This is a genomic window from Spirosoma lituiforme (assembly GCF_054776635.1).
The window spans coordinates 1,471,755-1,495,822 of record NZ_BAAHBO010000001.1 but is presented as its reverse complement, the minus strand read 5'-3'; the positions used below and the strand labels follow the sequence as shown (position 1 = coordinate 1,495,822).

The window sequence follows — 24,068 nt, the reverse complement described above, 5'->3', positions numbered from 1 at the left end:
ACCGCTTTGCTTATTGAACAACGATGCGATGCTGGCGTGTCTGACCCCGTTCTTCCACGGTGAGCACATATATTCCAGCCGATAACTTACCCGTTGCTTTCAGTAACAGATTGCCCGACTGAACACCCGTTTTCTGGAAGGACATTGGCCGCCCATCAGCGCCAAAGAAACCGACCGTAGCAGTTTCGGGCTCATCCAACCGAAGCGTAAACTGGCCATCGCTCACAACCGGGTTTGGATACACACCGTATGCTTCTTCCCGCAGTACCACAGAGGCTACCGGAAAGGCCGTTACTTTACCACTCAAATCGGTTTGCGTTAGCCGGTAATAGCTGGTACCCGAGTAGGGCGTCTGATCAACCAGGTGATAATTCTTCACCGCATTGCTCATTGCTGCCAGCTCACTTACTTCCCCCACACGCTCGAATAGCTTCAGATCCTTACTGCGCTCAACCAGGAAGCCTTTGTTGTTCGTTTCCAGCGAGGTTGTCCAATCGATAGCTACCGTGCGGTTTTCCTGCGCTTTCGCCGTAAACGAAACCAGCGCTACGGGTAGAGGACCTGTAACCGTTATGCTTGAACTGGCATTGTCATTGGCAGCAGCATTGGTTAACCCGACACCAGTACCAACCGCATTTAAACTCACTGGCGCGTTCGTGCCTGGCTGCACACCAGTAACATTTAGCGTGACGACGTAATCGGCATTTCCTGGTACAGGGCCCAGGTTGCTGATGAGCGTGACGATTGTTCCATTGACCGGGCTATACGTGCCAATGGACGGGGTAAAGTTGGTCGTGGACGAAACAGGGGCTGTGGGTGTAACACTAATACCTGTCACGCCCACATTGGGCGGCAAATTGAAGGTATACGTTGTGTTGGCGCTTTGCGGAATAGCGGTTGCGCTTCCGTTGCCCAGGCTCGCACTGATCGTGCCAACAGATCCGGTGGTTAATGGATTTGGTGTTATAACAAAGCCACCAACTGAAGGGTCCTGGGCATAACTGGCAGATAAACCACCCAGGGCCATCGAAAAGACTAGTAAAAGTTTTCTGGTCATAATTGTTAATGTTTACTTTTTTTAATTCGGTTTTGATAAACTTAATCGGTTGATTGATAAACTAAACTCGATTGATATACTCAAATTGTTACTTGGTGTCAAATATGATGAATTATATATTTGACACCAAGTGTATGACCTACAAAGCGTTTATATTTCTCACATAAATATTATTCAATGGATTACTGTCGTACGTTTTGCTCGCGTCGTCGTTCACATTGACCGTAAGATTCGCTGTTCCTGTACTAGCTCCCGTTCGTGAGATGGTAAAGCCCAGAGTGGAGGTGCCATTCGCCGGAATGAACTGTCCTGCATTTATGGTCACCGTTAACTGTCTGGCACTGGTTGGCGACGCTGTCCATTTTGCATTATCGACGGCCACCGGATTGGTAGACCCACCTGATACGTTGATACTGGTTCGCGCATTGTTATACGTGATATTATACCCAAGCGGAGCTGTGATCGTGATTTTCACGTTGCCACTTGATGTAGGTTGTCCAGCGTATTCGGTAACCTCCACGATGAAATCACGGGTGGAATTATCTCCAGAAGCTGTGAAGTTGCCCAGGGGAAGCCGAATGATTGGCGAAAGGTCTGGCATTGACTGGCCAACCAGCACGTGAATCGTGGCGCTGCCGCAAACCGATGGGGTGCTGTTGTCGCAGGCGGTGTACGTCAGGTTGACTGGACCTGTTACGCCGGTGGCTGGCGTGAAGGTGTAGCTACCCGTTGCCGTCAGCACCAGCGTGCCTGATGTCGTAACTATTGTGCCCGCGTTCGAAACCGTCAGCGTATTGCCCAGGTCATTGGTGAGCACGTTGCCCGTAGCAGGCGTAACCCCTGCCGTCGCCACGTAATCGTCGTTGATGCTTACGTTGGCCGGTGCGCCGGGTGCTTTCACGGTGATGCTGACGGTAGCCGTTGCACAATTTGTCTGCGTTTCGCAAACCTGATAGGTTACCACATCTGTACCGTAATAACCCGCCGTTGGGGTATACGACAGATTACCATTTCCGTCGATACTGGCCGTACCATGCGCAGGTCCTGTAGCGATGGTAGGCGTACCCAGTGTACCACCCGGATTACCCGGTCCATCATTCGCTTTCACGTTGATGACGGTTGCAACGGTTGTGGTTGGATTACCGGTAACGGTCGTAAAATCAGGGTTAGCTACTGGCTTGTTGGTCGTTACCGCCGGATCGAGTACAGTGATCGTTAATGCCTGGGTGGTGCAGTAAGTAGGCGGAGCCGGTGCGCAGACGGGCACATTATAGACATACACCCCTGGTGTTGTACTGCTGAAGGTAAACGTACCCGTACTATTTACCGTCAGGGTAGGCGTTGACCCAGCTGGCGCGCTGGCTGGCGTTGGCGCTGGTCCATACGTAGCACCCACAGGAATCATATCGTTGGTTTTCACATTGCCCGTTACGGATACCGCTTTGGTCGTGACCACAAAATCCGGGTTTGGATTGAAGGGGTTGATCAATACGTGCAGTGTTCCGCTGGCACTCACCGCAGGCGAACCGTTATCGGTTGTTGTGTAAGTGAAATCAACCGGGCCGGTAGCGCCTGCCACGGGGGTAAACGTGTAGCTGCCTGCCGATGTAACGACCAACGTGCCTTTGCCTGCCAGGGTGGTGTTCTGAGCCGTAACCGTCTGCGTGTTGCCCTCTGGGTCGCTGTCGTTGGTCTTGACGTTGCCAGAAGCCGACAGGCCCTGATAGGTACTCACATAATCATCGGCGGCCAGAGTCGTATTCGCGCTGCCCGGTGCCTTCACCGTAATGGTTACGGTGGCTGTGGCACACAGATTCGTGCCCGGCGTTTCGCAAACCTGGTAAGTCAATACATCCGTGCCGTAGAAATTAGCCGTGGGCGTATAGATTACGTTACCACTTCCATCGATCGTTGCCGATCCATTGGCAGGGGGTGTGGCAATAGTAGGCGTGCCTAAGGTACCACCGGCATTACCTGGCCCGTCATTCGCTTTCACGTTGATCGTTATGGGAGCCGGACTGCTGGCTGCGCCTGTCGTGGCAATAACATCAGGGTTGGCTACCGGCTTGTTGGTATTCACCGTTGGGTCGAGTACCGTGATGGTCAGTGTTTGTGTACCACAAGCCGCTCCTGACACGCCTGATCCGCAGACGGGTACCGAATAGACATACACCCCTGGTGTTGTACTGGTAAACGTGTACGTACCGTCGGCATTAACGGTCAGGCTCGGCGAGGCACCGCCCGGCTGAGTGGTTGCTGCAGGCGCTGGACCATAGGTGGTTCCTGCCGGTACAAGGTCGTTTGCTTTTACACTACCCGTAGCCGGAACATTCTTATTGGTTACGGCAAAGTCGGGGTTGGTGTTCAAGGCGCAGGCTAAACCGCCACCAGTTGATGTACGCGTGTCGACGAAAGCGCCGAATACGTCAAGCTTGCCGCCCAGTACACTCACACCGACCAGGGGGGCTACCGTCAACTGAATTTCGTCGAATGGTTTGGTTGTGATAAAGCCAACATTGGCAACATCGCTTGTGGCACCGAACAGGATGATCGATAGATCGAGCAGATTGCCATTACCGGTTCTCGTTTCCTGTAGCACACCATCGTTGTATGTCGACACACTTAATGCAGCAAACAGGTCGGCGTTGACAAGGCCCGACACTTTCCGCACGGAGAAACCGGCGAACGTACCCGTTGGGTAGGTACTGATGGGATCCAGCACCGATATGGATGCGTTGGTCGCTACCGAGGCCGTGTTGGTAATTCGGGTGAAGTCGGTTGTCGACGCCGAAACAGCATTCCAGGGGTCCTGTATAGTTGTAGCGGCTGCTACCGCTCCTGTAACGCCTGTGCGGGCGGCATTAATAACAACCGGGAACGTTGGACTGCTCAGGTTGTAGGCCGTATTGCAGACGATGGTTGCGGCACAGGTTTTTTCAAATATCGCGCTGTAGATGTTGATTGTACCCAAGTTGACACCCACTAGACTGGGAATCGTAATCTTTACTTCATCGTAAGGCACCGACGCAACGATACCGACCGTCTGACGGGTTACGCCGTTCAGCAAAGCGGTGGTTGCGCCAACAATGATGGCGTTGCCCGTACCCGTCTGAACCAGTGCGCCATTGTTGTACAGCGAGATGGTGGCCGAGCCAAGAACCGCGGCTGACACAATCGAATTGGTCTGAATGTCAAAGCCCGCAAAACTGTTAACGGGATACGTATCCAGCGCATTAGCTACCGCAAACGTAGCGCTGGTTGATACACCGGCTGTTAATACTACGGTGGCAAAGTTCGTTGCATCCGTGTCGATTACGTTATTGGCATCGCTGATGCCGCACGCGACACAAGCGGCTCCGGGGAAGCCCGTGTTGTTCCCATCTACGTAAACAGGCGATTGAGGAGCCACCAGCGGGGTCAGTGTGTTCCGTGGAAGCGTGTTGTCGGCGCAGGCAACACTTGGGCCAGCGCAGAATTTCTCGGCCACAAAACCATACACCCGCGTTTCTTCAACACCGGCCGCTACCAGTTTGGTTACTGTCAGTCTTATTTCGTCGAATGGTTTGTCAGCCGCCGTTAGAAAGCCAATAACCCGGCGACCTAAACCTGACGTGATCGAGGTGTTGGCCGACAGCAGACTGGCGCCTGATACCGTTTGGACCAGTGTTCCATTGTTGAAGGTCGAGATAGAGATACCGCTAAGCACGCCGAGGTCCAGCAAGGCTGCGCTCGACACGTCGATACCGGCAAATGACCCGCCAGCGTATTCATTGAGCGCATTTTTGATGGAGAACGTGGCTGTTGTCCCCACACCCGCCGTTAAGTTTACGGAGGCATAATCTGTCAGATCAGCACTTACCGCATTGTCAACATTCGTAATGCTGCCAAGATTGACAAGACCACCGAAGCCCGTATTATCCGGGTTGACATAAACAGGAACATTGGGGCTGGTCAGGGTGGTCAGCGTGTTACAGGCCAATGCGGGTGCCGAATCGCAGAAGCGTTCGATCAGGGGCGCATACACACTGATTGTGCCGACAATGCCCCCATAATTGATACGAACTCTGTCGAAAGAGCCAGTGGCAATCAAGCCAATTTTTGCTCGGCCACCCAGTAGACCAATATCGGCCAGATTAGCAAACGTCTTGGTGTTTACGGGCGTATCGCTAGTACCCAGATACGTTGTAATCGTTACCGCTGCTGCTACGCTGGTACTGTTAATGATAAACCCAGCGAACGTACCCGCACCGTACAGGTTGGTTCCTGTAGCGCTATTGTCTTTTACCTCTACATAAGCCGACGTGCCCAGTGCAGATGTAAAGGTTGTCGCCGTGGACAGATCATTATCAATCAGATTTCCCTTGTTCGCGAACTCATCCCCGCTAACGATAGGAATCTGGCTGGAAGTAACGGTGAGGTTGGTAAATGTAGGATTGGTGAGTGGCACAACCGTATTACAGGTTGCCGAGGTTGATTGCGCCAGAACATCAGACGATGTTAACAAGGGTAGGCATACGGGAACCCATGTAAGAAGATTAAACACTAATCGTCTACACAAGTAGGTAGATAGTTTTTTCATAAATGTTGAATTAACTGGGAATAAGTGGAAAGAAAATAAGTGCACGCTCTAAGAATAGTAATAAAATTTAGTTTATGAATATCTTATAATTAGTCTTAAATATTGCCGTTATGTGTTGCTTAGACGGCTTAAATGTATCGTAAAGTTTATCTTTATTTGAAAAATATCTTTTTTACGGTAAAAATAGGTTCATATATATAATATGAGTAACATTAAATGTATATACAGTTAATAGTTAGCTGTTTAGGCGAAATTGGCTAGTCCGGATAGCGGCATAAAGCAGACTATATGCTCCGGTTTAGGTTGACTTTGCTGGGTACACGGATGCGTACAGCAAACGTAGTACAGCAGGCAAGCCAGTTTTTTTTAAGAAGTAATACAAAACCATTTGGCCGGGAGGCCGTTTATAGAGTACTCAATTAAAGAAACACTATCATGGATAAGTTGCAGAAGTTTGAGTTGATGAACAAAATCGTTCGTGAACTGGAAGACCTTCAAAATAGCCAGACGGCACTGATCGAGAAAATCGGTAAGATCGAAGTAGATAATATGAATGGGCTGAACGACTCGTACCTGGAAAAAAATCTGGGAACTATGCACAGCAAAGTAGCCGAGAACGTTGATTCAGTAACCGAAATTTTCGCGCACTTTGAAGCACAACGGGACGAGTACGCTGAAAAAAATAGCGCAGCCATTGCCGCAGCGGAAGCTGCTGCAGCTGCAGAAGCGCTGAAATAAAATAGGCCTTTGTATGAACGCGAAAAGCCGGACAATCTGTCCGGCTTTTCGCGTTCATACAAAGGTTCTGAATCAATCTCCTGCACAAGGTTGCCCTGATTCCTATGCGTTGGGGGCGTCGGTCAAATGGCGAAAGTATTTGTGATCGGCGTAGAAAGTGCCTCCCGGAATAATGGACGCCAACAGGGCCAGTCCGGTTTTCCCCATTGACCAATGATATTCGATCTGCGCCTGAATGACGGCCAGTACATAGCCTATAAATAACACACCGTGAATGGGTCCAAGTACCTGCACCGCTTCCGGATGACCACCCATGCGTTTCAGGGGAACCGCAATGAATAGCAGTAGTAAATAGGAAACGCCTTCGGCAAAGCCAATGACGCGCAACCGGGTTTTGGGTGAACTGAAAAAATTCCTCATGGGTAAAATAATACGACAGATAAGACAGCGTATGGAACAGGAAGGTTAGTAGACAAGTTTACTCGCCCGAAATGGTCCATCAGCCGCTTGCAGCAGTTTAGCCCGCAACCGCGGATTATAGGTTGGACGGTCGGCCAGAAATTTACGGACCAATTGCACCGTTTCGGGTGTCTGGTAACTGGACAGGGTTGCCCGGAGCCACGATTCCGGAAAGAAAATATCACCCGTTCGCTGAATTTCCTCCAGTAAATCAAGGCTTCTGGACAGGTATTTTGCTGACGTTTCTGCCCGCAGTGGGTGATGCAGATAGCCCAGAGCCGCCGTTACCCAGGCTTCGTGTTCGCGGTTGTCATCACTGGCCAGTGAGGCAAAAAACGCGTCGCGCTCGGCTACACTCGATGAGAGAGCAGGCATCATAAATTCCAGGCGTTTCCGGCGATCCGGGTTCTTGATGCGAGACAGCTGCTTGGCCAAAATACCATCGACCGGATAATCGCGGACAGCCAGCGAAAGGGCCAGCGCCGTGTAATCATCTTCGGTAAGCGTAACGCCAGCGGGTGCTTCCTGTTCATTCCAGATCGTGTAAAGCCGGTCACGGGCTTCGGCGCTAAGCGCTATCGACTGATACAGACGAAATAGTAACTTCTTTTTGCCCCCGGCTGGATTGCCCCCGGCTGTTTCCTGCTCCATGGCTTTCCAGGCATCGCGTTCTACGGCGGTTGCCAAGGTGAGTCGATTCTCGGGTTTGGTCAATGTCCAGACAATATCGGAAAGCTGATTGGTTAGTAAGCGAAGGTTCAACTCCTCCGGTTCATTAGCCAGTAAAGCCTGGTAGGTAGTTGCCAGTTGACCAGGGGTGATGCCTTGACCCGAGAGCATATTTTCGTACAGATTGATGTAAGCCGAAGCGCGTGTTACCGGATTCTTGAGCGTTGCCAGGTTTGATACCATTGCCGTATCGACCGGAAAAAGGCCATAGCCCTGCCCCAACGAATTGAATACCACAAACAACGGAGCGTACTTGCCGACGGCCTCTGAAAGCGTGACCTGTGGCTGTGTCATGTTCACGGTCAGTTCCTCAACATGATCGGGGTATACCAGCGCCATCTGGAAGGTTTGTGGCCAGAAGCGGGCCGATCCGTCTTCTGCCGTTTGTGATAGCACCAGCCGACTGATTTTGCCGCCATGCTTATCGAGTTGGTAGGTAAATTTCGGCCGGCCGGTTTCGTTGACCCATACCCGGTTCCAGCTTTGTAGATCGGCGGGCGTGTGCGCATCTAAAATACGGATCAGGTCAACCCAGCTGGCGTTGCCGGATGTGTATTTTTTGAGGTACTCCCGCAAGCCATCCCGGAGGGCGGTTTTACCCATCAGCTGCTCCAACTGGCGCATCATAATCGGGGCCTTGTGGTAGATGATTCCGCCATAGAGCGAACCGGCTTCCTGCAAATTGCCCAGTGGCTGCCCAATGGGATTAGCCCCTTCGGTACGATCCACACCATAGGCCGCTGGATAGTGATCCACCACAAACTGAAGATCATAATTGGCGTCAGAACGGTCCGACGCTTCAGCCGACACCTCCATAATTTTATCGGCGATGAAGTTGGCAAACACTTCTTTGAGCCAGACATCATCGAACCAGCGCATCGTGACCAGATCGCCGAACCACATGTGAGCCGTTTCGTGGGCAATCACGTGGGCGCGGGCCAGGCGTTGGTCGCGGGTGGCCCCGTTATCGAGAAACAACGCCGATGACCGGTAATCAATCACGCCGACATGCTCCATCCCTCCATACTGAAAATCGGGCACGGCCACAAAGTCGAATTTCTGGAAGGGATACGGGATCTGGGTAAACTCTTCCAGAAACGTCAGGGCATCGGCATGCAGAGAAAAAAGCAGATCGGTACTCAACCGGAGTTTGGTTGAATCGGTTTCGCGGTGCAGAAGCGTCATAGCGCGCCGATTCAGGGTTCGGGTTATCGGCGTAAACTTTCCGGCTACGAACGAGAACAGATAGGTGGGGATGATATCTGACGGCAGAAAGTTGACCGTCTTCCGATCACCCACAACCGATGAGTCACGAACGGGCGCATTCGTCAAGGCCTGCCAGTGAGCCGGAACAACCAGCGAAACCTGAAACGTGGCTTTCAGATCGGGCTGATCGAAGCACGGAAAAACTGTTCGGGCGCGGTCGGGAACGAGCAGTGTATACAGGTATTCATCGTTGCGATTAAGGGATAAATTTCCCGCCATAAATTGAATGGAAACGGTATTCTTCCCCGGTTTCAAAAAAGCAGTAGAAATCAGTAAATGTTCGCTCTCCACAACAATGGGAATAGCCGTGCCGTTAGTCGAAACCGCCTGCAAATGAGCGCGTTCTTCTTTGAAGTCGAGCAGTAGGGCGTTTGTGTCATTCCCGGAGGCTGTCCAGAAAAAAGTAATTGTTTCGGTGGATAGAATAGGCTGGCTTTTCTGCGGGGGAATGTCGAACTTTAATGTATACGCCAGTTGGCTGATTTGCTGCTTTCTGGCTTTAGCGAGTGTCTGCGAGACACCGGTTTCGATCATGGGAGACTTGGCTGGTAAGGAGCGATGACTGCACGCCATCGTGAGTGAACCAATAATGAGTAAAGTAAGGCCGTAACAAGTAATTTTTGAAGAGTTCCAGACCATTGAGGTTGCCGAGTTGATGGGTGTTTACGGGTTGCGATTCCTGAAAAAGCCAGATGGCCGGTGAGGAAGTACCCATAACCACCAATCGGGAAACTGATCTTGGGCATGGGTTAACAACGTTGGGTCAAAAATAACGCACGTTATGAAACGGCACCTATCTTTTCTGTTATTACTGGCAATTATCGGTTGGGCTGTTCCTGGCCGGGCCAACTCGATCCTGATTCCGATGGATAATCAGCAATCGAATCACCTCAAGGCGTATGGCATTGCATACAAGGCGCTGAAAGACGACCTGGATGTTGACTGGCTGCTGAACTACCGGGGCGGCAGTTTTATGATCAAGCAGATAGCGTCTATTGAAACCGAATGCCGGGTGCGGGGTGTTTCGGTCGAGGTTATTTCCGATGCCAAAGCGGCTTCGATCAGGCAGCAACTGTCCGATCCTGATGTAAATATGAACGTGGTCACGCTACAGAAAGCGGCCAAAATCATTGTTTACTCCCCAATAAAGGTAAGTCCGGCCGAGTTTGAGAATACCGACGCCGTACTGCTGGTGTTAACCTATGCCGAAATTCCCTACGAAGTCGTTTATGATGAGGAAGTACTGAAGGGCGATCTGCCCAAGTACGACTGGCTGCACCTGCACCACGAAGATTTTACGGGGCAATACGGTCGTAACCTGCATCGGCAGTCGCTAACCGATATTAAGGTACAGGAGGACATTGCCCGAAAATATGGCTTCGCAAAAGTGTCGCAGATGAAGCTTGCCGTAGCGAAAGGCATCAAAGCGTTCTGCGCGGGTGGAGGGTATCTTTTTGCCATGTGTTCGGCCGCCGAAACCCTCGACATTGCTCTGGCCGCTGATGGAGTCGATATTGTGGGCAGCAGCTACGATGGCGACGATGTCGACCCGGATGCTCAGTCGAAACTTGACTTCAGTAAAACCTTCGCCTTTGGTAATTTCACCCTCGAAGGCGACAACGGATACCGGGGATTCTCCACCTTTTCAGATATCAATTCGGCCGGTGGGCGCGGCTTCGATCAGGCTGGTGGGTTTTTCGAGTTATTTAATTTCTCGGCAAAATGGGATGTGATCCCGGCCATGCTTACCCAAAATCACGAATCCATTATCAAGGAATTTTTCGGCCAGACAACCGCCTTCCGAAAAGCGGCCGTTAAGCCGAGCACGCTGGTGATGGGCGAAGGCAAAACGTCTGACCGTTACATTTATGGAGAATCGGGTAAAGGCCAATGGACATTCTACGGTGGGCACGATCCCGAAGGACTGCGGGGTGGGGGCGGCTTTCGTAATCCTACCGACCTGAACCTGCATCCTCACTCACCCGGCTATCGGCTCATTCTGAACAACGTGCTCTTCCCGTCGGCCCGGAAGAAGAAACGGAAAACGTAAGATAGAACACAGATGGTTATGATTAGTAAGAGTAGAACGGATTACTGATCGTGAGTACGCTTACCAATCATAACCAGCTGTGTTCTGGTATTCGATTTAAAACGTCAGTACGATTTTGCCAGTTGTCCGACGGCTTTCCAATTTTCGATGAGCGTCGGCAATCTGATCGGCGGGCAGCACCTCGCTCACTGTGATGGTTAACTTTCCTTCGTCGATGAACTGGTTGATAATACGCAGGTCATCGCCACTGGTGTGAACCAGGATGCGTTCCGCACGAATATCGGGACGAATTGCCAGCACTTTATCCATAGCGCCATAGGCAATTGAAATAAGCCGACCATCTGTTTTCAGAACTTTAGCCGACGTCATAATCGTATCGGCACCGGCCGTATCGAAAACAAGATCAATGTCGCTCACCGACTCCTCAACGCTGGTCTGGGTATAGTCAATGAATTCATCGACTCCCAACGACCGGACGAAGGCTTCGTTTTTGCCCGAAGCGGTTCCAATCACATAGGCACCGAGTGCTTTGGCCAGTTGAACCCCCAGGTGGCCAACTCCGCCGGAGGCTGCCTGAATCAAAACTTTTTCGCCTGCTTTCAACTGACCATGTTCGGTTAACGCCTGCCAGGCCGTGAGCACCGCCAGTGGAGCTGCGGCCGCTTCGTCAAACGACAACACATCGGGTTTTAAGGCCAGATGCGCAGCGGGAGCCGCAACGTATTCGGCGTAAGCCTGACCGGGTTGTGGAAAGTTGACCATGCCATAAACGGCATCGCCCGGTTTGAACGTCGTTACATCATCACCAACGTCAACAACCTCACCAGCCATGTCCCAGCCCAACACGATAGGATGCGAGTAGTCTTTCGAATAAGGGGCCGCTCCGCTACGGGTTTTAAAGTCGGCCGGGTTTACACCAAACGCTTTCACGTTTACCAGCACTTCGTCAGCTTTGATGGTGGGAGTAGCTATCTCCTGAACGGTGAAGTTTTCGGCACCGCCCCAATCGCTTAACACAACGGCTTTCATACGTTTACATTTTATTGTTTTTAGCACCTGAGTTAACAGGATCGCGTCCGAAAGAATTCAGGGTTTAGCTGGGTAGTAGCTTGAATTCGCCCGTGGCAACGGTATAATCATACTGGCGGGGAACGCCCGTAGCCAGCTCAACTTTCTCGATGTCTTCGGGGCTGATGTGTTCCAGTTCCATAAGCAAGGCCCGCAGACTATTACCGTGGGCGGCAACAATCACAGACTGATCGGCTTGCAGATGGGGGAGAATGGTACTCCGAAAGTAAGGAACAACCCGGGCACGGGTGTCGGCCAAGCTCTCACCGTTGGGGGGGCAGTCGGTATAGCCCCGTCGCCATCGGAAAACCTGCTCGGCACCGAATCGTACTTCGGCGTCGTGTTTGTTCATACCCTGCAAATCGCCATACATGCGCTCATTGAGGGCTGCGTTTTGCTCAACGGGTAAATCCGGCTGGCCAATTTCGGCCAGAATGATCGCCATAGTTTCGATGGCGCGTTGCAGAACCGACGTAAAGCCGATCGCAAAATCGGGTGGCTGTTTGGCTTTCAGTAAGACACCCGCTTGGCGGGCTTCGTGTCGCCCCAGATCAGTTAGTGGCGTATTGGTGGAACCCGTAAAGCGATTCTCGGAATTCCATTGCGATTGCCCGTGCCGGACGATGACAAAAAGAGGCATAAAAAGTTAAAACAGGCTGTATGGACTAACTACTGCTATGCTGGGCAAAGTGTTCAACCACAAAGCGGTTTTGGACTTACCCGACCATAAAAGCGTTGTTTCCTGGGCCTGCTTTAACAAAAAAAATAGACGGGACTAGGGTAAATTGATTACTTCAGCAACGATATTGCTTTCTGCCAGAACTTCTTTGGCGTAGGAACGATGCCCCCTCGGCGACATCAAGTATAGCTTTCCTCCTTTCACGGCGGCCAACTGACTCAACAATTTCAGTTTGGATAGCAGGTGCCGGGCTTCATCGCCACTGCTTTTCAATATCACCTCGAAGTATGACTCCTGGTCGAACTGCTTCCCGGTTACATCGGGAATAAACTGTTCGCTGTCTTGCTGACGTCCGTAGGCTATGGGGGTTTGGAATCCCTCCGCATTGGCTTTAATATCGTTAAAACCATGTACTCGCACCCAGTCAGCTACTTTCGGGATGTATGCTTGTTTGCTCATGAATAAGGTAATTTATTTGTCAATTAAGTAGCTTCTATCTGCCGGGTTCGCCAACGCGGCAGAAGCGCTTTTCATAAAATCAGGTTAAGCGAAAAAAAAGTCAGAACGGTTTCTTTCTGACAACCCCCGAATTAGTTTCGGGAAAAGACACTGTGTAACAGGGTTATATTCGCGTAAACAGAAGTAATGTCGTTAGCCGTAATTCTTACCATTATCGGCAATGATCGGTATGTTAGGCTTAATACAGGCGTATTACACAGCTCGTGCTGTCCAATTAGACGGCAAGATACGAAAGTATCCTGAGACCGCTCAGTAATAGTCGTCCTGACTCTGTTAGGCGATAACCGAGAAATAACGTTGTACTGACTAATTAGGTTGCCTAATGGTAAAACGAAAGAAGTTGCCCTTAGCTTATAACGGGGATATGGAAACAAAAAAGCCGGTCGGTTGACCGGCTCTGGCGCAAGCTGTAAATACGTTTATTTGTCCTCAACCAACACGAACAAATTTCTGTTGACAGTTGTAACACTGGTATTTACGGGTGGGCACAAAGAAGAGTACATATTTCAGAAAAAAAGAGCGGGGAATTCTTTCCAGCGCGAATGAATGCTTGCAGGATGGGCAAGGGCGCTTAAAAGTCAACCAACGGTCTTTTAGAACGGGGGGGTCTGAAATAACATCCTCTTCAGATGCGTAGCTTGCTGTAAGATTTGGTGAGTACATAGATAAAAGAGCAAAAGTTTTCGATAACTAAGTTTGCTGTTTTTTGTTTCTATAAATACTAAATATACTTAACGGTGATTTGTATAAATATCTAGCAAATTTCCCTTCGATTAATGAAAAATAGCCATTAATGGATAAGATATATACATAACCACTTGGCATACGGCAAGTATTCAGATTCCGTAAAACGTTAGATTTAGCTGGAATAGCTGGTTGGTGACGGTCACATCAGCTGGATAACTTTCGGCTGCCTGGTGGGCAGGAACGTATCATTGGTTAGAAAGAAGAAACCTTGCCGGTGAGGGAAAAGAAACTGCCCGTATTCAGCGTAATGGGTCGGTTGGAGTAGTTATCCGATTACCAACGGTTGGCTGGTCGGTAAACAAAAAGAACCACTCCAAACGAGTGGTTCTTTTTGTTGTTGTGGAGAATATCGGAGTCGAACCGATGACCTCTTCCATGCCATGGAAGCGCTCTAGCCAGCTGAGCTAATCCCCCCTAAACACCGCTGTTGGTGTTTTGTGGGTGCAAATATGAGTAAAAAATAGCTTTATCCCAAACTCAATGGTATTTTTTTTATCAGGCTAAATCAACCCAGCCGCTAGCTTGAACAATGTTTGTTTTGTATGATCAATTGTGTAGTTTTGATAACACTCTCGATACACATGCATACGGTATATATTATCTATAGCCCTTCTACTGACCAGTATTTTATTGGCCAGAGTAAAGACCTAAAAATAACACTGTGGCAGCATAATGCTAAGACTAACCCTGTTACGGCTAACGGAAAGCCCTGGGAGGTACGGTTTACACAGGCGTTTGCTACGCGAAACGAGGCTTTGAGCTTAGAGATGAAATTAAAAAAGAAAGATCGTACGCACTGGGAAGAGCTTATCAACAACGCCCAACCTGCTGTATAGATAACTTTTTCATAAAAAAACCCGCTCCTGGAGCTACCGTCTGGACACATCTTTAAAGAGGTTGAATCAATTAAAAAACGCATCGAACTTTTTAAGCCCTGTCCAAAAGATAGTAATGCCAGGTCTTCGTTCTAAGAGGTAACCTTTTCAGCCACATAATCTGGCGATAATCCATATAAACCGTTTTAAATCAGATGGTTTATATGGGTTCTTAATTTCTCAGTTCGCCCTTCCAACTGCGGTATGTGCAAGTCTATACATGCTCGTTCTTCAGTTGAGAAACAGCACGAAGCAGGTAACTCTGCCGCTGATCCATAAGCAATCTGCATGATGAAAAGTTTGATAATGGTCCGCTTCGGTGGTCCGATCCATCGTCAACAAGCACAACTTTCGGACGGCTTTTCCCCGCGAAAACTTATTGGCCTCAATATCAAACCCTTCCTTTTTTAAGATTCTGAATACCACCTCAATCATCCAACGATAGCTGTACCAGTCAACACAAAGCAGAACCGCTTGCAGATTCTCAACCGGCCAAGTAGTGAGTAATCGCCAGTGGATGGGATTTTCGATTCCAGGGGTGATTTCTTTGGCTTCAATCGCATATATCTCTACGCCTTCGGCCATTTGCTTATCAGTATGCTGGTTGCTACCAATCCTTATTTGACTAAAGCGTACCTCCAGGGTGGCTCTCCGTTTCTGTATGCGTTTCCGTTTATCGCCTTCCAGTTCTATTGCATAGCTACCCTACACAGGTTACTGGGCCAGATGTTCGAAAAGCTTTGTCTTATCAGTAAGGATTCGGTTGGTTTTGGCTCGTATCAGTAAATGGGTACGCACGTCGGGCACAAGACATAATTGGTCGTAAACATCGCCCTCGCGGTTCTGAATAATGATCACCTGCCGTGCTTTGGCTAGGGCTTGTTTGCCTTTTAGCGATGCTTATATCCATTTATAGGATTCTTTTTGCTCAATAGGTAGCAGATTCTTTTTGTGGAACTTATCTTTTGGAATAAATTGGTGAGCTCGGTTCCATACTTTGACATTTGAAAAGCCATATGGTATGAACGTTTCGTCATCGATGACCAGGCTGGGATAGATAAAAAATCCTAAGCCCTGGGATATGTCATTGGTTAAACCGATAGAATCGTTCTTTTTAAGGCGGTTTCGGTGATCAAATAAATTAATTTTGCTACTACCCTCGATACATAGCACTGGTCGGCCTTCCACGCATGCCCGACAGTTATAAGCCATATTTCTTAATGAGGTCTTCTTCTCTCACCTTGTCATTGTCAAGGAACCGCTAAAAGGCTTTTGCTTTCGAATCGTTGGCGGCCAGTTGACGGATGGAATGAAGGCTATTTCCAAACAAGCGATTGAGGAGCGAGTTGCCTCGTTTCATCAATCGCTTGTCTTTGATATCTACTAAATGCCTAGTCTGCACTTTTGGTCAAAGATACCAAGAGGAATATTTATGTCCAGATAATAGAATGATTGGCGGACTTTGCTTGGTATGAAATGATCCACAAACTATTTCAGTATGACTCATAAGTAAGGGTTGTTATCTGACCGCTAGTCTTGTTAGTAATGGCTACCGGTAATCCTTGACTATTATATTGGTAGGCATATTCGATAGGAGGAGCCGTACTATTTAAAAAAGTAATCTTAGTAATATTATTACGGCTGTACTGTCGAATGACATCAAAATCGGCAATGTAAGAACCTCCTATGCGCAATAAAGCTGGTTCAAGTAATTGGTTAGGGGAAAAATACAACCCGTATAATGGGTTAGGCTTATCATCGTATTCGTAAATCACAGTTGGATAAACAACTATGTTTTGATACGGATATGTAGGGCCAGTTGCGTGCAATATTACTTGAGTAATATTATCATTTACATAGGTAAAGTATGAGTAGTCTTGATGAATTGTAGCTGCAAAATCTTGTTGAGAAATTCTAATTGGTCGATTCTGTTCATCAAGCGTGTAGGAAGTAACAAATGTACCCGCTGAAACACCTTTGACTATTCTATAGCTAAAAACTAAAACATTGGTACTATCCGAGGGTAGGTAGTAAAACGTTTCTTTTGCGGAAAGCGAATCAGTAGTTGGGCCATAATAAGAATAAGCATAGCGGTTATTCTCATAGACTACCCCACCCGTTGAATCCTTATTATTCGTGTATCTAACAAGCTGATTGGCGGCATTATAGGTAAGTTGGGTATTCACCCCAGAACGGGTAACCGTCTTTACCCGGACTCGCAAAGGAGAGATAGGGGTTAATCGGTGATCTTGACAAGACCACAGAAGACAAGCGAGCGAACAAACCAGAAAGAAGGAGTAAAAAACCTTGTACATAAATAATTTAGGAAAAGGTGATGGAAGTCAAAAATAGTACAAGTAGAATAATATATAGACAATCATTTCACGTTGGCAGAAAGTGAACCGGCTAGTGTATAGAATAATATTACCACGCCAACCAAGTCAGCTACTTGTGTCCAGACGGTAGCTCCAGGAGCGGTTTTTTTATACCTCTATTTCTACTAAAATGGGCGCAGCGCCTTCACAAATCGACCTTTAAAATAATCAGCGTACAAATTATCTTCCCGAACACCCCGTGAAGAAGAGGCATGAATAAACCGGATGTTCTGTACCCCGTTTACTTCGGTCACGATTCCGGTGTGAGATACATAACCGGCTTGTCCTTTGTCAGGTACGAAGAAAATTAAATCGCCCGGCAAAATCTCGGCTACTTCTACTTCGTGACCCACCTCTGATTGCTGCCACGATATGCGGGGCATCTTCAACCCCACTGTATTGAAAACGGCGTAGACCAGGCCTGAGCAGTCAATCCCGGTAGATGTATTCCCACCCGATCGGTAGGGAGTTCCGGTATAGGTTCGGGCAATTTTCACGACTTCGGGCACGTACCGGTTTTCGTAGGTACGACTATCCACTACTTTACCGGTTGGTTTTGCCGGAACAGCTGGTGAGCTACCAGGCACTTTACCGGTGGGGGGGCGACGGGCAACGGGGCGGGCCGATGAGGCCGGTCGACGGCTAACCGACGGACCAGAGGAACGAAGTGCATTACAGGCACTCAATAACATGAGCAGGCAGGCACTCAGCAGTACGGGACGGAAGAATTCCCGAGACCAGCGTTGTTGCATACAAGATTGGGTTAAGGTAGTATAGGCAAAATTTTAACGATAGGGCACATTAGCCTATTGCAACTTATCACAATTTCATAGTTAATGCAATGCGTTTTCGAGCCTTATCAACCTCAAGGACCTTGACTTTTACTTTCTGGTACACTTTCACAACCGTGTTAGGATCCGAAACAAAATGATTCGCCAACTGGGAGACATGAACGAGGCCGTCCTGTTTAACACCAATATCGACAAATGCTCCAAAAGCCGTAATGTTGGTCACAACACCGGCCAGTAACATGCCCTCGTGCAAGTCATCAACGGAACGAACGCGGGAATCATAGTCGAAACTGGAAAGCTGCTCGCGCGGATCGCGTCCCGGTTTCGCCAGTTCAGCCAGAATATCCCGGAGCGTGGGCAGGCCAACTGCGCTACTGATATACTGATCGACCTTGATTTGCTGCCGTAGCTCCGGTCGGCGGATAAGGTCACCCACCTGACTGCCTACGTCAACAGCCATGCGCTCCACTACGGCGTACCGCTCGGGGTGAACGGCACTGTTATCCAGTGGATTTTTAGCCCCTTCGATACGCAGGAAACCCGCGCATTGTTCAAATGCTTTGGGGCCGAGTCTGGGCACTTTCTTAAGTTGATCGCGGGATGTGAACGGCCCATTTTCGGCTCGGTAAGCAACAATATTACTGGCTAGTTGAGGACCCAGGCCCGATACGTAACGCAGCAGGTAAGCGCTGGCGGTATTGAGCGATACACCCACCTGATTCACGCAACTCTCCACCACAGTATCGAGGCTGGCTTTGAGGTCAGTCTGGTCTACATCATGCTGGTATTGCCCGACGCCAATGGACTTAGGGTCAATTTTGACTAGTTCAGCGAGTGGGTCCATTAAGCGACGGCCAATACTAACGGCTCCACGAACCGTGACATCCCGGTCAGGAAACTCTTCGCGAGCGACCTCCGAAGCCGAATAAATTGATGCGCCCTGTTCACTGACCATGAACACGGGCTTGTCCAGGTTCAGCGCTTTGACAAACTCTTCCGTTTCTCGTCCGGCGGTTCCATTGCCAATAGCAATCGCATCAATAGCGTACTGGGACACAAGTTTTTGAACGGTCTGAATAGCCTGTTGCTTCTGCGACTCGGAGTGAGCCAGATACAATACGGTTTCCGTCAGTAAATTTCCCTGCGCATCGAGACAAACCGTCTTGCAACCCGTTCGATAACCCGGGTCGATAGCCATCACGCGCTTTTGGCCGAGTGGAGGGCTGAGCAGAAGTTGACGCAGATTATCAGCGAAGATCCGAATCGCTTCCACATCTGCCTTCTCTTTCGATCCGTTTGAAAATTCCGTTTCGAGAGCCGGTTTAAGCAGGCGTTTGTACCCATCGCGAATGGCTAGTGTCATCTGTTCCTTGCAAGCAGGCGTACCCGACCGATCGGCCACAAATTGACGTTCGAGTCGTTGGGTAGCCGCTTCTTCGTCCGGGCCAATGGTAACCGTCAGAAAACCTTCACTTTCACCACGCCGTAAGGCCAGCAGCCGGTGCGATGGAACCCGGCGGAGCGGTTCGGCAAAATCGAAGTAGTCTTTGTATTTTATTCCTTCCAGATCTTTTCCTTTTTTAACGACGGATCGAATGATGGCTTCCCGCTCAAACAGGGTACGAATGCGCTGGCGGGCATCAGCATCTTCGCTGATCCGTTCGGCCAGAATATCGCGGGCACCCTGTAAGGCATCAGCCAGGGTAGGAACAGCGTCGGAAAGATGCCGCTGGGCAAGGCGGTCCAGGCTTGTTTCACGCTGGGCTATGATCGTGTTAGCAAGGGGTTCCAGGCCGCGTTCAATGGCAATGGTTGCGCGGGTTTTTCGCTTTTGGCGGTAGGGTAGGTATAGGTCCTCAAGATCAGTGAGCGAATCGACGGCCTCCAGTTTCCGGCGCAGGTCGGGGGTAAGTTTGCCCTGCTCGTCAATGGATTTTAAGACTACCTCCCGACGCTTGTCGAGGTCGGTTAATTTCTGATAGGTGTCCTTGATCTGTCCGATTTGTACTTCGTCGAGGGGATTTCCGTCTGTTGATGCGGTAGCTTCCTTCCGGTATCGGGCAATGAAAGGAACGGTGGCTCCGCCGTTTAGTAAGTCGATTGTGGCTGTTACGGAACGCAGCTGTAGGCTCAAGCGGGCGGCAACGCGTTGGTCAATAGATTGGGTCATGCTAATACTATAATAAGCCTTCTGTTCCGTACGTACGAACTGGTGGACCACAAGAAGTCCTGCAAAAATGGACCTGCCGAACCGACGGAACAAAAAAAAACATGCCGATTGGCATGTTTTTTACAACGGTTGTCTTGGTATATCTTACGATTAAGCCATTTCGACGTTTACGGCATTTAAGCCTTTCTTACCGCGTTCGACATTGAATTTAACTTTGTCGTTTTCACGGATTTGGTCGATGAGACCGGAAGCGTGTACAAAAATGTCTTCGCCACCATCATCGGGTTTAATAAAACCAAACCCTTTGGTTTCATTAAAGAATTTTACAGTTCCTGTTTGCATTGCTATTTTAAATTTAGGCGAAGGACGGCACAATAAATGTATTTTCCAAATGCTTTCGAAAAATATCTCACATAAGCTGAAAAAAAAGGTCAAATAGGCCAATACACACGTATACGAGCCATTGGCGGCATAATATTCTAGGTACCAATCGCCCTACTTCCGTATTTTTACTGCCAGAATCGAATACAAACACTAGTGAAGATTGACCTAACGTCGTTCATGCGGATAGCGGGTATTTTGGGGGCATTGTTGGTTGGTAGTCTAAATGCGGCTTCTTCACAGGCCGTTGTCAGCAACTCCGATGAGCCTACAGTATACAGTTATTGCCAGCAGTTTCAGACTCTTTATACGAAAATCAGGGAGCAAAGTGTAACGCCAGACTCAGCCCGACTACAGTTCAGCAGCATCTTACAGGGGTTGCACGCACGCTTTCGGAGTATGGAAAGTTACAAACAGGATTCTCTTCAGCGGGATAGTCTCCGCCGAACGGGCGTCTATTTCAACTTCCCGCTGCGGGGTTACTCAACCAGTGCCATTGGCGGTAAACACGGTGAAGGTTATAGAGGCAACGGTTTCGACTTGTTCGATTACAATGTGCGCGGTAGTCACCCAGCCCAGGATATATTTATCAGTGATCGCAATCAGGATAATATAGACGATAAAACCAATAAACCCGTTGATATTCTGGCGATGAGCCAGGGGCTGGTACTGGCCATTGAAACGGGTTGGAGACCCGGTTCTGATTACCGGGGCGGTAACTGGATCTGGGTGTATGACCCGCTATTGCACGGGCTGTTCTATTACGCCCATAACAGCGAGGTCAATGTAGCGCCGGGGCAATGGGTTAAAGCAGGGCAGAAGCTGGCCGAAATGGGCCGGACGGGCTTTAACGCGTACAAGCCCCGATCACCGACTCATCTGCATCTGATGTATCTTCAGATCAAACCCGATGGGCTCCCTCAACCCATCAACACGTACGACTGGCTGTTGACGGCCAAACAAGCCAAATGATGTAGGGTATAAAATGTATTGTTTCGTCACACCATACATTTTATATCCTACGTCATTCTACGATTCGCGGACGAGGTTGACGCCTGTAACAAGAAAAATCATACCCACAATGAAGGGCGCAGCGGATTCGGCTTTCGATACGTGCATGCCCAATACAGCCTTTCCTTCTGATAGAAAGGCTACCAGGGCGAACAAAACAACAACGACACCCAGAATGGTGAGGGATGCGCCAAAAAAGCGACGGAAATTTGTATTATCCATAAGTAAATTAATGTAGCGGGTTGAACGACCAATAAACCGGGGCTTACAGGCCTACTAGCCTTTATTCGTACTTCTTGACTGTTTTAGGGGTTAAGCCGCGTTTGCGACCTTCTTCAAGCAAAAATGGGTAAGCTGCGTCGAGCGAATTCTTGACGACTCCGTCCAGAATAGCTTCCCGCATGATGGACTTAATCTCGCCAACCTCTTTTGACGGGGGCAAACCAAAAGTTTCCATAATCAGCTCACCCGTAATGACCGGCTGAAAACTGCGAAGTTTATCGCGTTCTTCGAGGTCGTGTAATTTCCGTTCAACCCGGTCGAAATTGCGCAGGTGTTTCTGCACCCGCTCGTAGTTCTTGGACGTAATGTCGGCACGGCAGAGCGCCATAAGCCCCTCCAGGTCTTCGCCTGCATCGACCAGCAACCGACGCAGGGCCGAATCCGTAATTTGCTCCTTTGTCAGGGCAATGGGCCGCAGGTGCAGGCGCACAAGCCGTTGCACAAACCGCATGTGCTCGTTGAGCGGTAATTTCATAGTCCGGAAAATACCGGGTACCCACCGGGCTCCCAGGTCCTCGTGCCCGTGAAATGTCCAGCCAACTTTCTGATCAAATCGCTTGGTGGCCGGTTTCGCAATGTCGTGCAACAAAGCCGCCCAGCGCAGCCAAAGTTCATTCTCAGCCTCACCCGCATATCGGGTCGGATTGGCTCGATTGGCAATGTTGTCGAGAACCTGTAGCGTATGGTAGAAATTGTCTTTGTGCCCTTTCCCTTCTATGGTCTCAACGCCTTTCAGGGCGATCAGTTCCGGGAAGATCCGATCCAGTAATCCGGCATGATACAGCAATTTGAACCCATACGAAGGCGTAGGCGACAGAATGATTTTGTTCAGTTCGTCGGTTACCCGTTCTCTCGAAACGATGGTAATTCGCTCGTTCATCCGAACAATAGCGTCGAATGTATCGGGTTCAATATCAAAGTTCAACTGTGAGGCAAACCGGATGGCCCTCATCATGCGAAGCGGGTCGTCAGAAAACGTAATGTCAGGGTTGAGGGGCGTACGGATAACTTTTCGCTTGATGTCTTTCAGGCCTCCGAATGGGTCAAGCAGGTCGCCATAGCCCGTTTCGGGTTGCGAACTGTTCCGGTTCAGGCTGATTCCCATGGCGTTGATGGTGAAGTCCCGCCGGTTCTGATCGTCTTCGAGAGTTCCGTCTTCAACAATCGGTTTGCGCGATTCACTCCGGTAAGATTCTTTCCGTGCCCCCACAAACTCGACCTCCCACTCCTCGTTTTCCTGTTGATCCGTTGGTGCGGTAGCCTTGAGCATGGCGGTTCCGAAACTCGGAAATACCGATACGTTGGTCCGGAGGGCTTTCCCAACAGCTTCGGCCAGCGCAATTCCGCTGCCAATGCAGACGACATCGATATCTTTTGACGGACGCCCCAAAACCAGATCACGCACGAATCCGCCGATAACATACGCCTGCAAACCAAGCGCATCAGCCTGTTGAGCAATGACATCGAAGACCGGATTCTTATGTAAGGTGTCGCTAAAATTCATGTATGCTAGATAATCACGGGGCGCTTCGGCGTAGCAGCCGTGATGGTTTGTCCGTTCATGGAGTCGGGTTGCTGTACAACCCTTCCCCGACTACGCTATTTTCTGATAAAATTAATTTCTCCATTAACGGCCAGTCGCATTATGCGCGGACGTTTAGGCATACCCGGTAGGGCACCAAAGCGCTCAACGATAATCGGTTCGGCGGCTGGCGGGAGGACCAGAGACTCAAACGGGATCGACAGCAGCCCCCGTCCGAAACTGCCAATCAGGCGTTGCACGTCTTCGCTCAGCACCCGACGAACGGCAACTACACCCGTTGGCTGCCCGGCAGCACCGGTTTCCGCCGATTGCCACAGCAAAGCAGACAGATTTTTCCCCTGATCGTAAATAACTGTTAACGGAATCTCCGCAAATTCAACCAGATCGTAGGCTACATCGGGGATTTTGGCCACGTATAAACCTAGCTGATCGGCGTTTTGAATGAGTACGGTTGGCTTCAAACCACTGGGCATCAGCGCTCGCAAGGTTAACAGTTTTCCAACCGCAGCATCATGAACAGGGTCGGCAACAACAGACCAGCCGGTTTCGTCGGCCAGGGCAATAAGCTGTCCCTGTCTGAGTTGAAAAGCGATATCGCGAATACTTGATGTCATGAGTAAATAAACCGCAAAAATACAGCAAGTTTGGGGAAAGATGGTCAGGTAGGGGTGAGATACCTACTGGCTCCCTCCGTCGAATGAACAAATTATAGGATGGGATGTTGAGAGGTTGATCCTTTATTTACTACG

General features: G+C 49.5%; 20 protein-coding genes and 1 tRNA gene. 5 read left to right on the top strand and 16 right to left on the bottom strand.

The window, feature by feature from the left end; translation table 11 throughout:
* Nucleotides 1–10: 10 nt before the first annotated feature.
* Both ACYU87_RS06365 and ACYU87_RS06360 read right to left on the bottom strand, forming a co-directional pair.
* A complete protein-coding gene (locus ACYU87_RS06365) occupies nt 11–1,057 on the bottom strand; it encodes a T9SS type A sorting domain-containing protein (RefSeq protein ID WP_461133184.1) in 1,047 nt (348 codons plus the stop codon).
* A 139-nt stretch (nt 1,058–1,196) separates the two neighbouring features.
* Nucleotides 1,197–5,561: a beta strand repeat-containing protein gene (locus ACYU87_RS06360; RefSeq protein WP_461133183.1), complete on the bottom strand. Its 4,365-nt coding sequence runs from the start codon at nt 5,559–5,561 to the stop codon at nt 1,197–1,199.
* Nucleotides 5,562–6,071: 510 nt separating this feature from the next.
* On the opposite strand from ACYU87_RS06360, the gene ACYU87_RS06355 reads away from it, so the two are divergent.
* The gene (locus ACYU87_RS06355) at nt 6,072–6,374 is read left to right on the top strand and encodes a hypothetical protein (RefSeq protein WP_461133182.1); all 303 of its coding nucleotides are present in this window, start codon (nt 6,072–6,074) and stop codon (nt 6,372–6,374) included.
* A gap of 102 nt (nt 6,375–6,476) precedes the next feature.
* Here ACYU87_RS06355 and ACYU87_RS06350 read toward each other — a convergent pair whose 3' ends face one another.
* Nucleotides 6,477–6,794, bottom strand: a complete 318-nt coding sequence (locus ACYU87_RS06350; RefSeq protein ID WP_461133181.1) for a DUF3817 domain-containing protein — start codon at nt 6,792–6,794, stop codon at nt 6,477–6,479.
* 45 nt (nt 6,795–6,839) lie between these two features.
* Nucleotides 6,840–9,467, bottom strand: a complete 2,628-nt coding sequence (locus tag ACYU87_RS06345) for a M1 family metallopeptidase (RefSeq protein ID WP_461133180.1) — start codon at nt 9,465–9,467, stop codon at nt 6,840–6,842.
* 142 nt (nt 9,468–9,609) lie between these two features.
* Here ACYU87_RS06345 and ACYU87_RS06340 point away from each other — a divergent pair, with 142 nt between their 5' ends.
* The gene (locus ACYU87_RS06340; protein ID WP_461133179.1) at nt 9,610–10,878 is read left to right on the top strand and encodes an asparagine synthetase B; all 1,269 of its coding nucleotides are present in this window, start codon (nt 9,610–9,612) and stop codon (nt 10,876–10,878) included.
* 96 nt (nt 10,879–10,974) lie between these two features.
* Here the strand turns inward: ACYU87_RS06340 and ACYU87_RS06335 are convergent, their stop codons facing one another.
* From ACYU87_RS06335 to ACYU87_RS06320, 4 genes are all read right to left on the bottom strand, one after another.
* Nucleotides 10,975–11,907 (bottom strand): NADP-dependent oxidoreductase, encoded by a 933-nt coding sequence (locus ACYU87_RS06335; RefSeq protein WP_461133178.1) that lies wholly within the window; start codon nt 11,905–11,907, stop codon nt 10,975–10,977.
* Between the two features lie 64 nt (nt 11,908–11,971).
* A complete protein-coding gene (locus ACYU87_RS06330; RefSeq protein WP_461133177.1) occupies nt 11,972–12,586 on the bottom strand; it encodes a 2,3-bisphosphoglycerate-dependent phosphoglycerate mutase in 615 nt (204 codons plus the stop codon).
* A gap of 135 nt (nt 12,587–12,721) precedes the next feature.
* Nucleotides 12,722–13,084: a hypothetical protein gene (locus ACYU87_RS06325; protein WP_461133176.1), complete on the bottom strand. Its 363-nt coding sequence runs from the start codon at nt 13,082–13,084 to the stop codon at nt 12,722–12,724.
* A gap of 1,147 nt (nt 13,085–14,231) precedes the next feature.
* Nucleotides 14,232–14,305, bottom strand: a tRNA-Ala gene (locus tag ACYU87_RS06320).
* 128 nt (nt 14,306–14,433) lie between these two features.
* On the opposite strand from ACYU87_RS06320, the gene ACYU87_RS06315 reads away from it, so the two are divergent.
* Entirely contained in the window at nt 14,434–14,727 is a 294-nt protein-coding gene (locus tag ACYU87_RS06315) for a GIY-YIG nuclease family protein (RefSeq protein WP_461133175.1), read from the top strand.
* A 270-nt stretch (nt 14,728–14,997) separates the two neighbouring features.
* Here ACYU87_RS06315 and ACYU87_RS06310 read toward each other — a convergent pair whose 3' ends face one another.
* A complete protein-coding gene (locus tag ACYU87_RS06310) occupies nt 14,998–15,351 on the bottom strand; it encodes a hypothetical protein (RefSeq protein WP_461133174.1) in 354 nt (117 codons plus the stop codon).
* A 12-nt stretch (nt 15,352–15,363) separates the two neighbouring features.
* On the opposite strand from ACYU87_RS06310, the gene ACYU87_RS06305 reads away from it, so the two are divergent.
* Entirely contained in the window at nt 15,364–15,552 is a 189-nt protein-coding gene (locus tag ACYU87_RS06305) for a hypothetical protein (RefSeq protein WP_461133173.1), read from the top strand.
* A 707-nt stretch (nt 15,553–16,259) separates the two neighbouring features.
* Here the strand turns inward: ACYU87_RS06305 and ACYU87_RS06300 are convergent.
* The 4 genes from ACYU87_RS06300 to ACYU87_RS06285 all read right to left on the bottom strand — a co-directional run bounded on the left by ACYU87_RS06300 (nt 16,260) and on the right by ACYU87_RS06285 (nt 20,444).
* Nucleotides 16,260–16,952 (bottom strand): hypothetical protein, encoded by a 693-nt coding sequence (locus ACYU87_RS06300; protein ID WP_461133172.1) that lies wholly within the window; start codon nt 16,950–16,952, stop codon nt 16,260–16,262.
* Between the two features lie 314 nt (nt 16,953–17,266).
* Nucleotides 17,267–17,893 (bottom strand): C40 family peptidase, encoded by a 627-nt coding sequence (locus ACYU87_RS06295; RefSeq protein ID WP_461133171.1) that lies wholly within the window; start codon nt 17,891–17,893, stop codon nt 17,267–17,269.
* A gap of 67 nt (nt 17,894–17,960) precedes the next feature.
* A complete protein-coding gene (locus ACYU87_RS06290; protein ID WP_461133170.1) occupies nt 17,961–20,102 on the bottom strand; it encodes a Tex family protein in 2,142 nt (713 codons plus the stop codon).
* Nucleotides 20,103–20,252: 150 nt separating this feature from the next.
* Nucleotides 20,253–20,444: a cold-shock protein gene (locus tag ACYU87_RS06285; protein ID WP_012925283.1), complete on the bottom strand. Its 192-nt coding sequence runs from the start codon at nt 20,442–20,444 to the stop codon at nt 20,253–20,255.
* Nucleotides 20,445–20,663: 219 nt separating this feature from the next.
* Here ACYU87_RS06285 and ACYU87_RS06280 point away from each other — a divergent pair, with 219 nt between their 5' ends.
* Entirely contained in the window at nt 20,664–21,455 is a 792-nt protein-coding gene (locus tag ACYU87_RS06280; RefSeq protein ID WP_461133634.1) for a M23 family metallopeptidase, read from the top strand.
* Between the two features lie 57 nt (nt 21,456–21,512).
* Here the strand turns inward: ACYU87_RS06280 and ACYU87_RS06275 are convergent, their stop codons facing one another.
* The 3 genes from ACYU87_RS06275 to ACYU87_RS06265 form a co-directional block, all read right to left on the bottom strand.
* The gene (locus ACYU87_RS06275; protein ID WP_461133169.1) at nt 21,513–21,716 is read right to left on the bottom strand and encodes a hypothetical protein; all 204 of its coding nucleotides are present in this window, start codon (nt 21,714–21,716) and stop codon (nt 21,513–21,515) included.
* Nucleotides 21,717–21,777: 61 nt separating this feature from the next.
* The gene (locus ACYU87_RS06270) at nt 21,778–23,280 is read right to left on the bottom strand and encodes a CCA tRNA nucleotidyltransferase (protein ID WP_461133168.1); all 1,503 of its coding nucleotides are present in this window, start codon (nt 23,278–23,280) and stop codon (nt 21,778–21,780) included.
* 95 nt (nt 23,281–23,375) lie between these two features.
* On the bottom strand, nt 23,376–23,933 hold the full coding sequence (locus ACYU87_RS06265; protein ID WP_461133167.1) for an L-threonylcarbamoyladenylate synthase: 558 nt from the start codon (nt 23,931–23,933) through the stop codon (nt 23,376–23,378).
* Between the last annotated feature and the right edge of the window lie 135 nt (nt 23,934–24,068).

What these genes read in the sequence shown, in the direction of transcription:
- ACYU87_RS06365 (WP_461133184.1), bottom strand. Translation starts at nt 1,057, where the DNA reads ATGACCAGAAAACTTTTACTAGTCTTTTCGATGGCCCTGGGTGGTTTA.
- ACYU87_RS06355 (WP_461133182.1), top strand. Translation starts at nt 6,072, where the DNA reads ATGGATAAGTTGCAGAAGTTTGAGTTGATGAACAAAATCGTTCGTGAA.
- ACYU87_RS06350 (WP_461133181.1), bottom strand. Translation starts at nt 6,794, where the DNA reads ATGAGGAATTTTTTCAGTTCACCCAAAACCCGGTTGCGCGTCATTGGC.
- ACYU87_RS06345 (WP_461133180.1), bottom strand. Translation starts at nt 9,467, where the DNA reads ATGGTCTGGAACTCTTCAAAAATTACTTGTTACGGCCTTACTTTACTC.
- ACYU87_RS06340 (WP_461133179.1), top strand. Translation starts at nt 9,610, where the DNA reads ATGAAACGGCACCTATCTTTTCTGTTATTACTGGCAATTATCGGTTGG.
- ACYU87_RS06335 (WP_461133178.1), bottom strand. Translation starts at nt 11,907, where the DNA reads ATGAAAGCCGTTGTGTTAAGCGATTGGGGCGGTGCCGAAAACTTCACC.
- ACYU87_RS06330 (WP_461133177.1), bottom strand. Translation starts at nt 12,586, where the DNA reads ATGCCTCTTTTTGTCATCGTCCGGCACGGGCAATCGCAATGGAATTCC.
- ACYU87_RS06325 (WP_461133176.1), bottom strand. Translation starts at nt 13,084, where the DNA reads ATGAGCAAACAAGCATACATCCCGAAAGTAGCTGACTGGGTGCGAGTA.
- ACYU87_RS06315 (WP_461133175.1), top strand. Translation starts at nt 14,434, where the DNA reads ATGATCAATTGTGTAGTTTTGATAACACTCTCGATACACATGCATACG.
- ACYU87_RS06310 (WP_461133174.1), bottom strand. Translation starts at nt 15,351, where the DNA reads ATGGCCGAAGGCGTAGAGATATATGCGATTGAAGCCAAAGAAATCACC.
- ACYU87_RS06305 (WP_461133173.1), top strand. Translation starts at nt 15,364, where the DNA reads ATGCTGGTTGCTACCAATCCTTATTTGACTAAAGCGTACCTCCAGGGT.
- ACYU87_RS06295 (WP_461133171.1), bottom strand. Translation starts at nt 17,893, where the DNA reads ATGCAACAACGCTGGTCTCGGGAATTCTTCCGTCCCGTACTGCTGAGT.
- ACYU87_RS06290 (WP_461133170.1), bottom strand. Translation starts at nt 20,102, where the DNA reads ATGACCCAATCTATTGACCAACGCGTTGCCGCCCGCTTGAGCCTACAG.
- ACYU87_RS06285 (WP_012925283.1), bottom strand. Translation starts at nt 20,444, where the DNA reads ATGCAAACAGGAACTGTAAAATTCTTTAATGAAACCAAAGGGTTTGGT.
- ACYU87_RS06280 (WP_461133634.1), top strand. Translation starts at nt 20,664, where the DNA reads ATGCGGATAGCGGGTATTTTGGGGGCATTGTTGGTTGGTAGTCTAAAT.
- ACYU87_RS06275 (WP_461133169.1), bottom strand. Translation starts at nt 21,716, where the DNA reads ATGGATAATACAAATTTCCGTCGCTTTTTTGGCGCATCCCTCACCATT.
- ACYU87_RS06270 (WP_461133168.1), bottom strand. Translation starts at nt 23,280, where the DNA reads ATGAATTTTAGCGACACCTTACATAAGAATCCGGTCTTCGATGTCATT.
- ACYU87_RS06265 (WP_461133167.1), bottom strand. Translation starts at nt 23,933, where the DNA reads ATGACATCAAGTATTCGCGATATCGCTTTTCAACTCAGACAGGGACAG.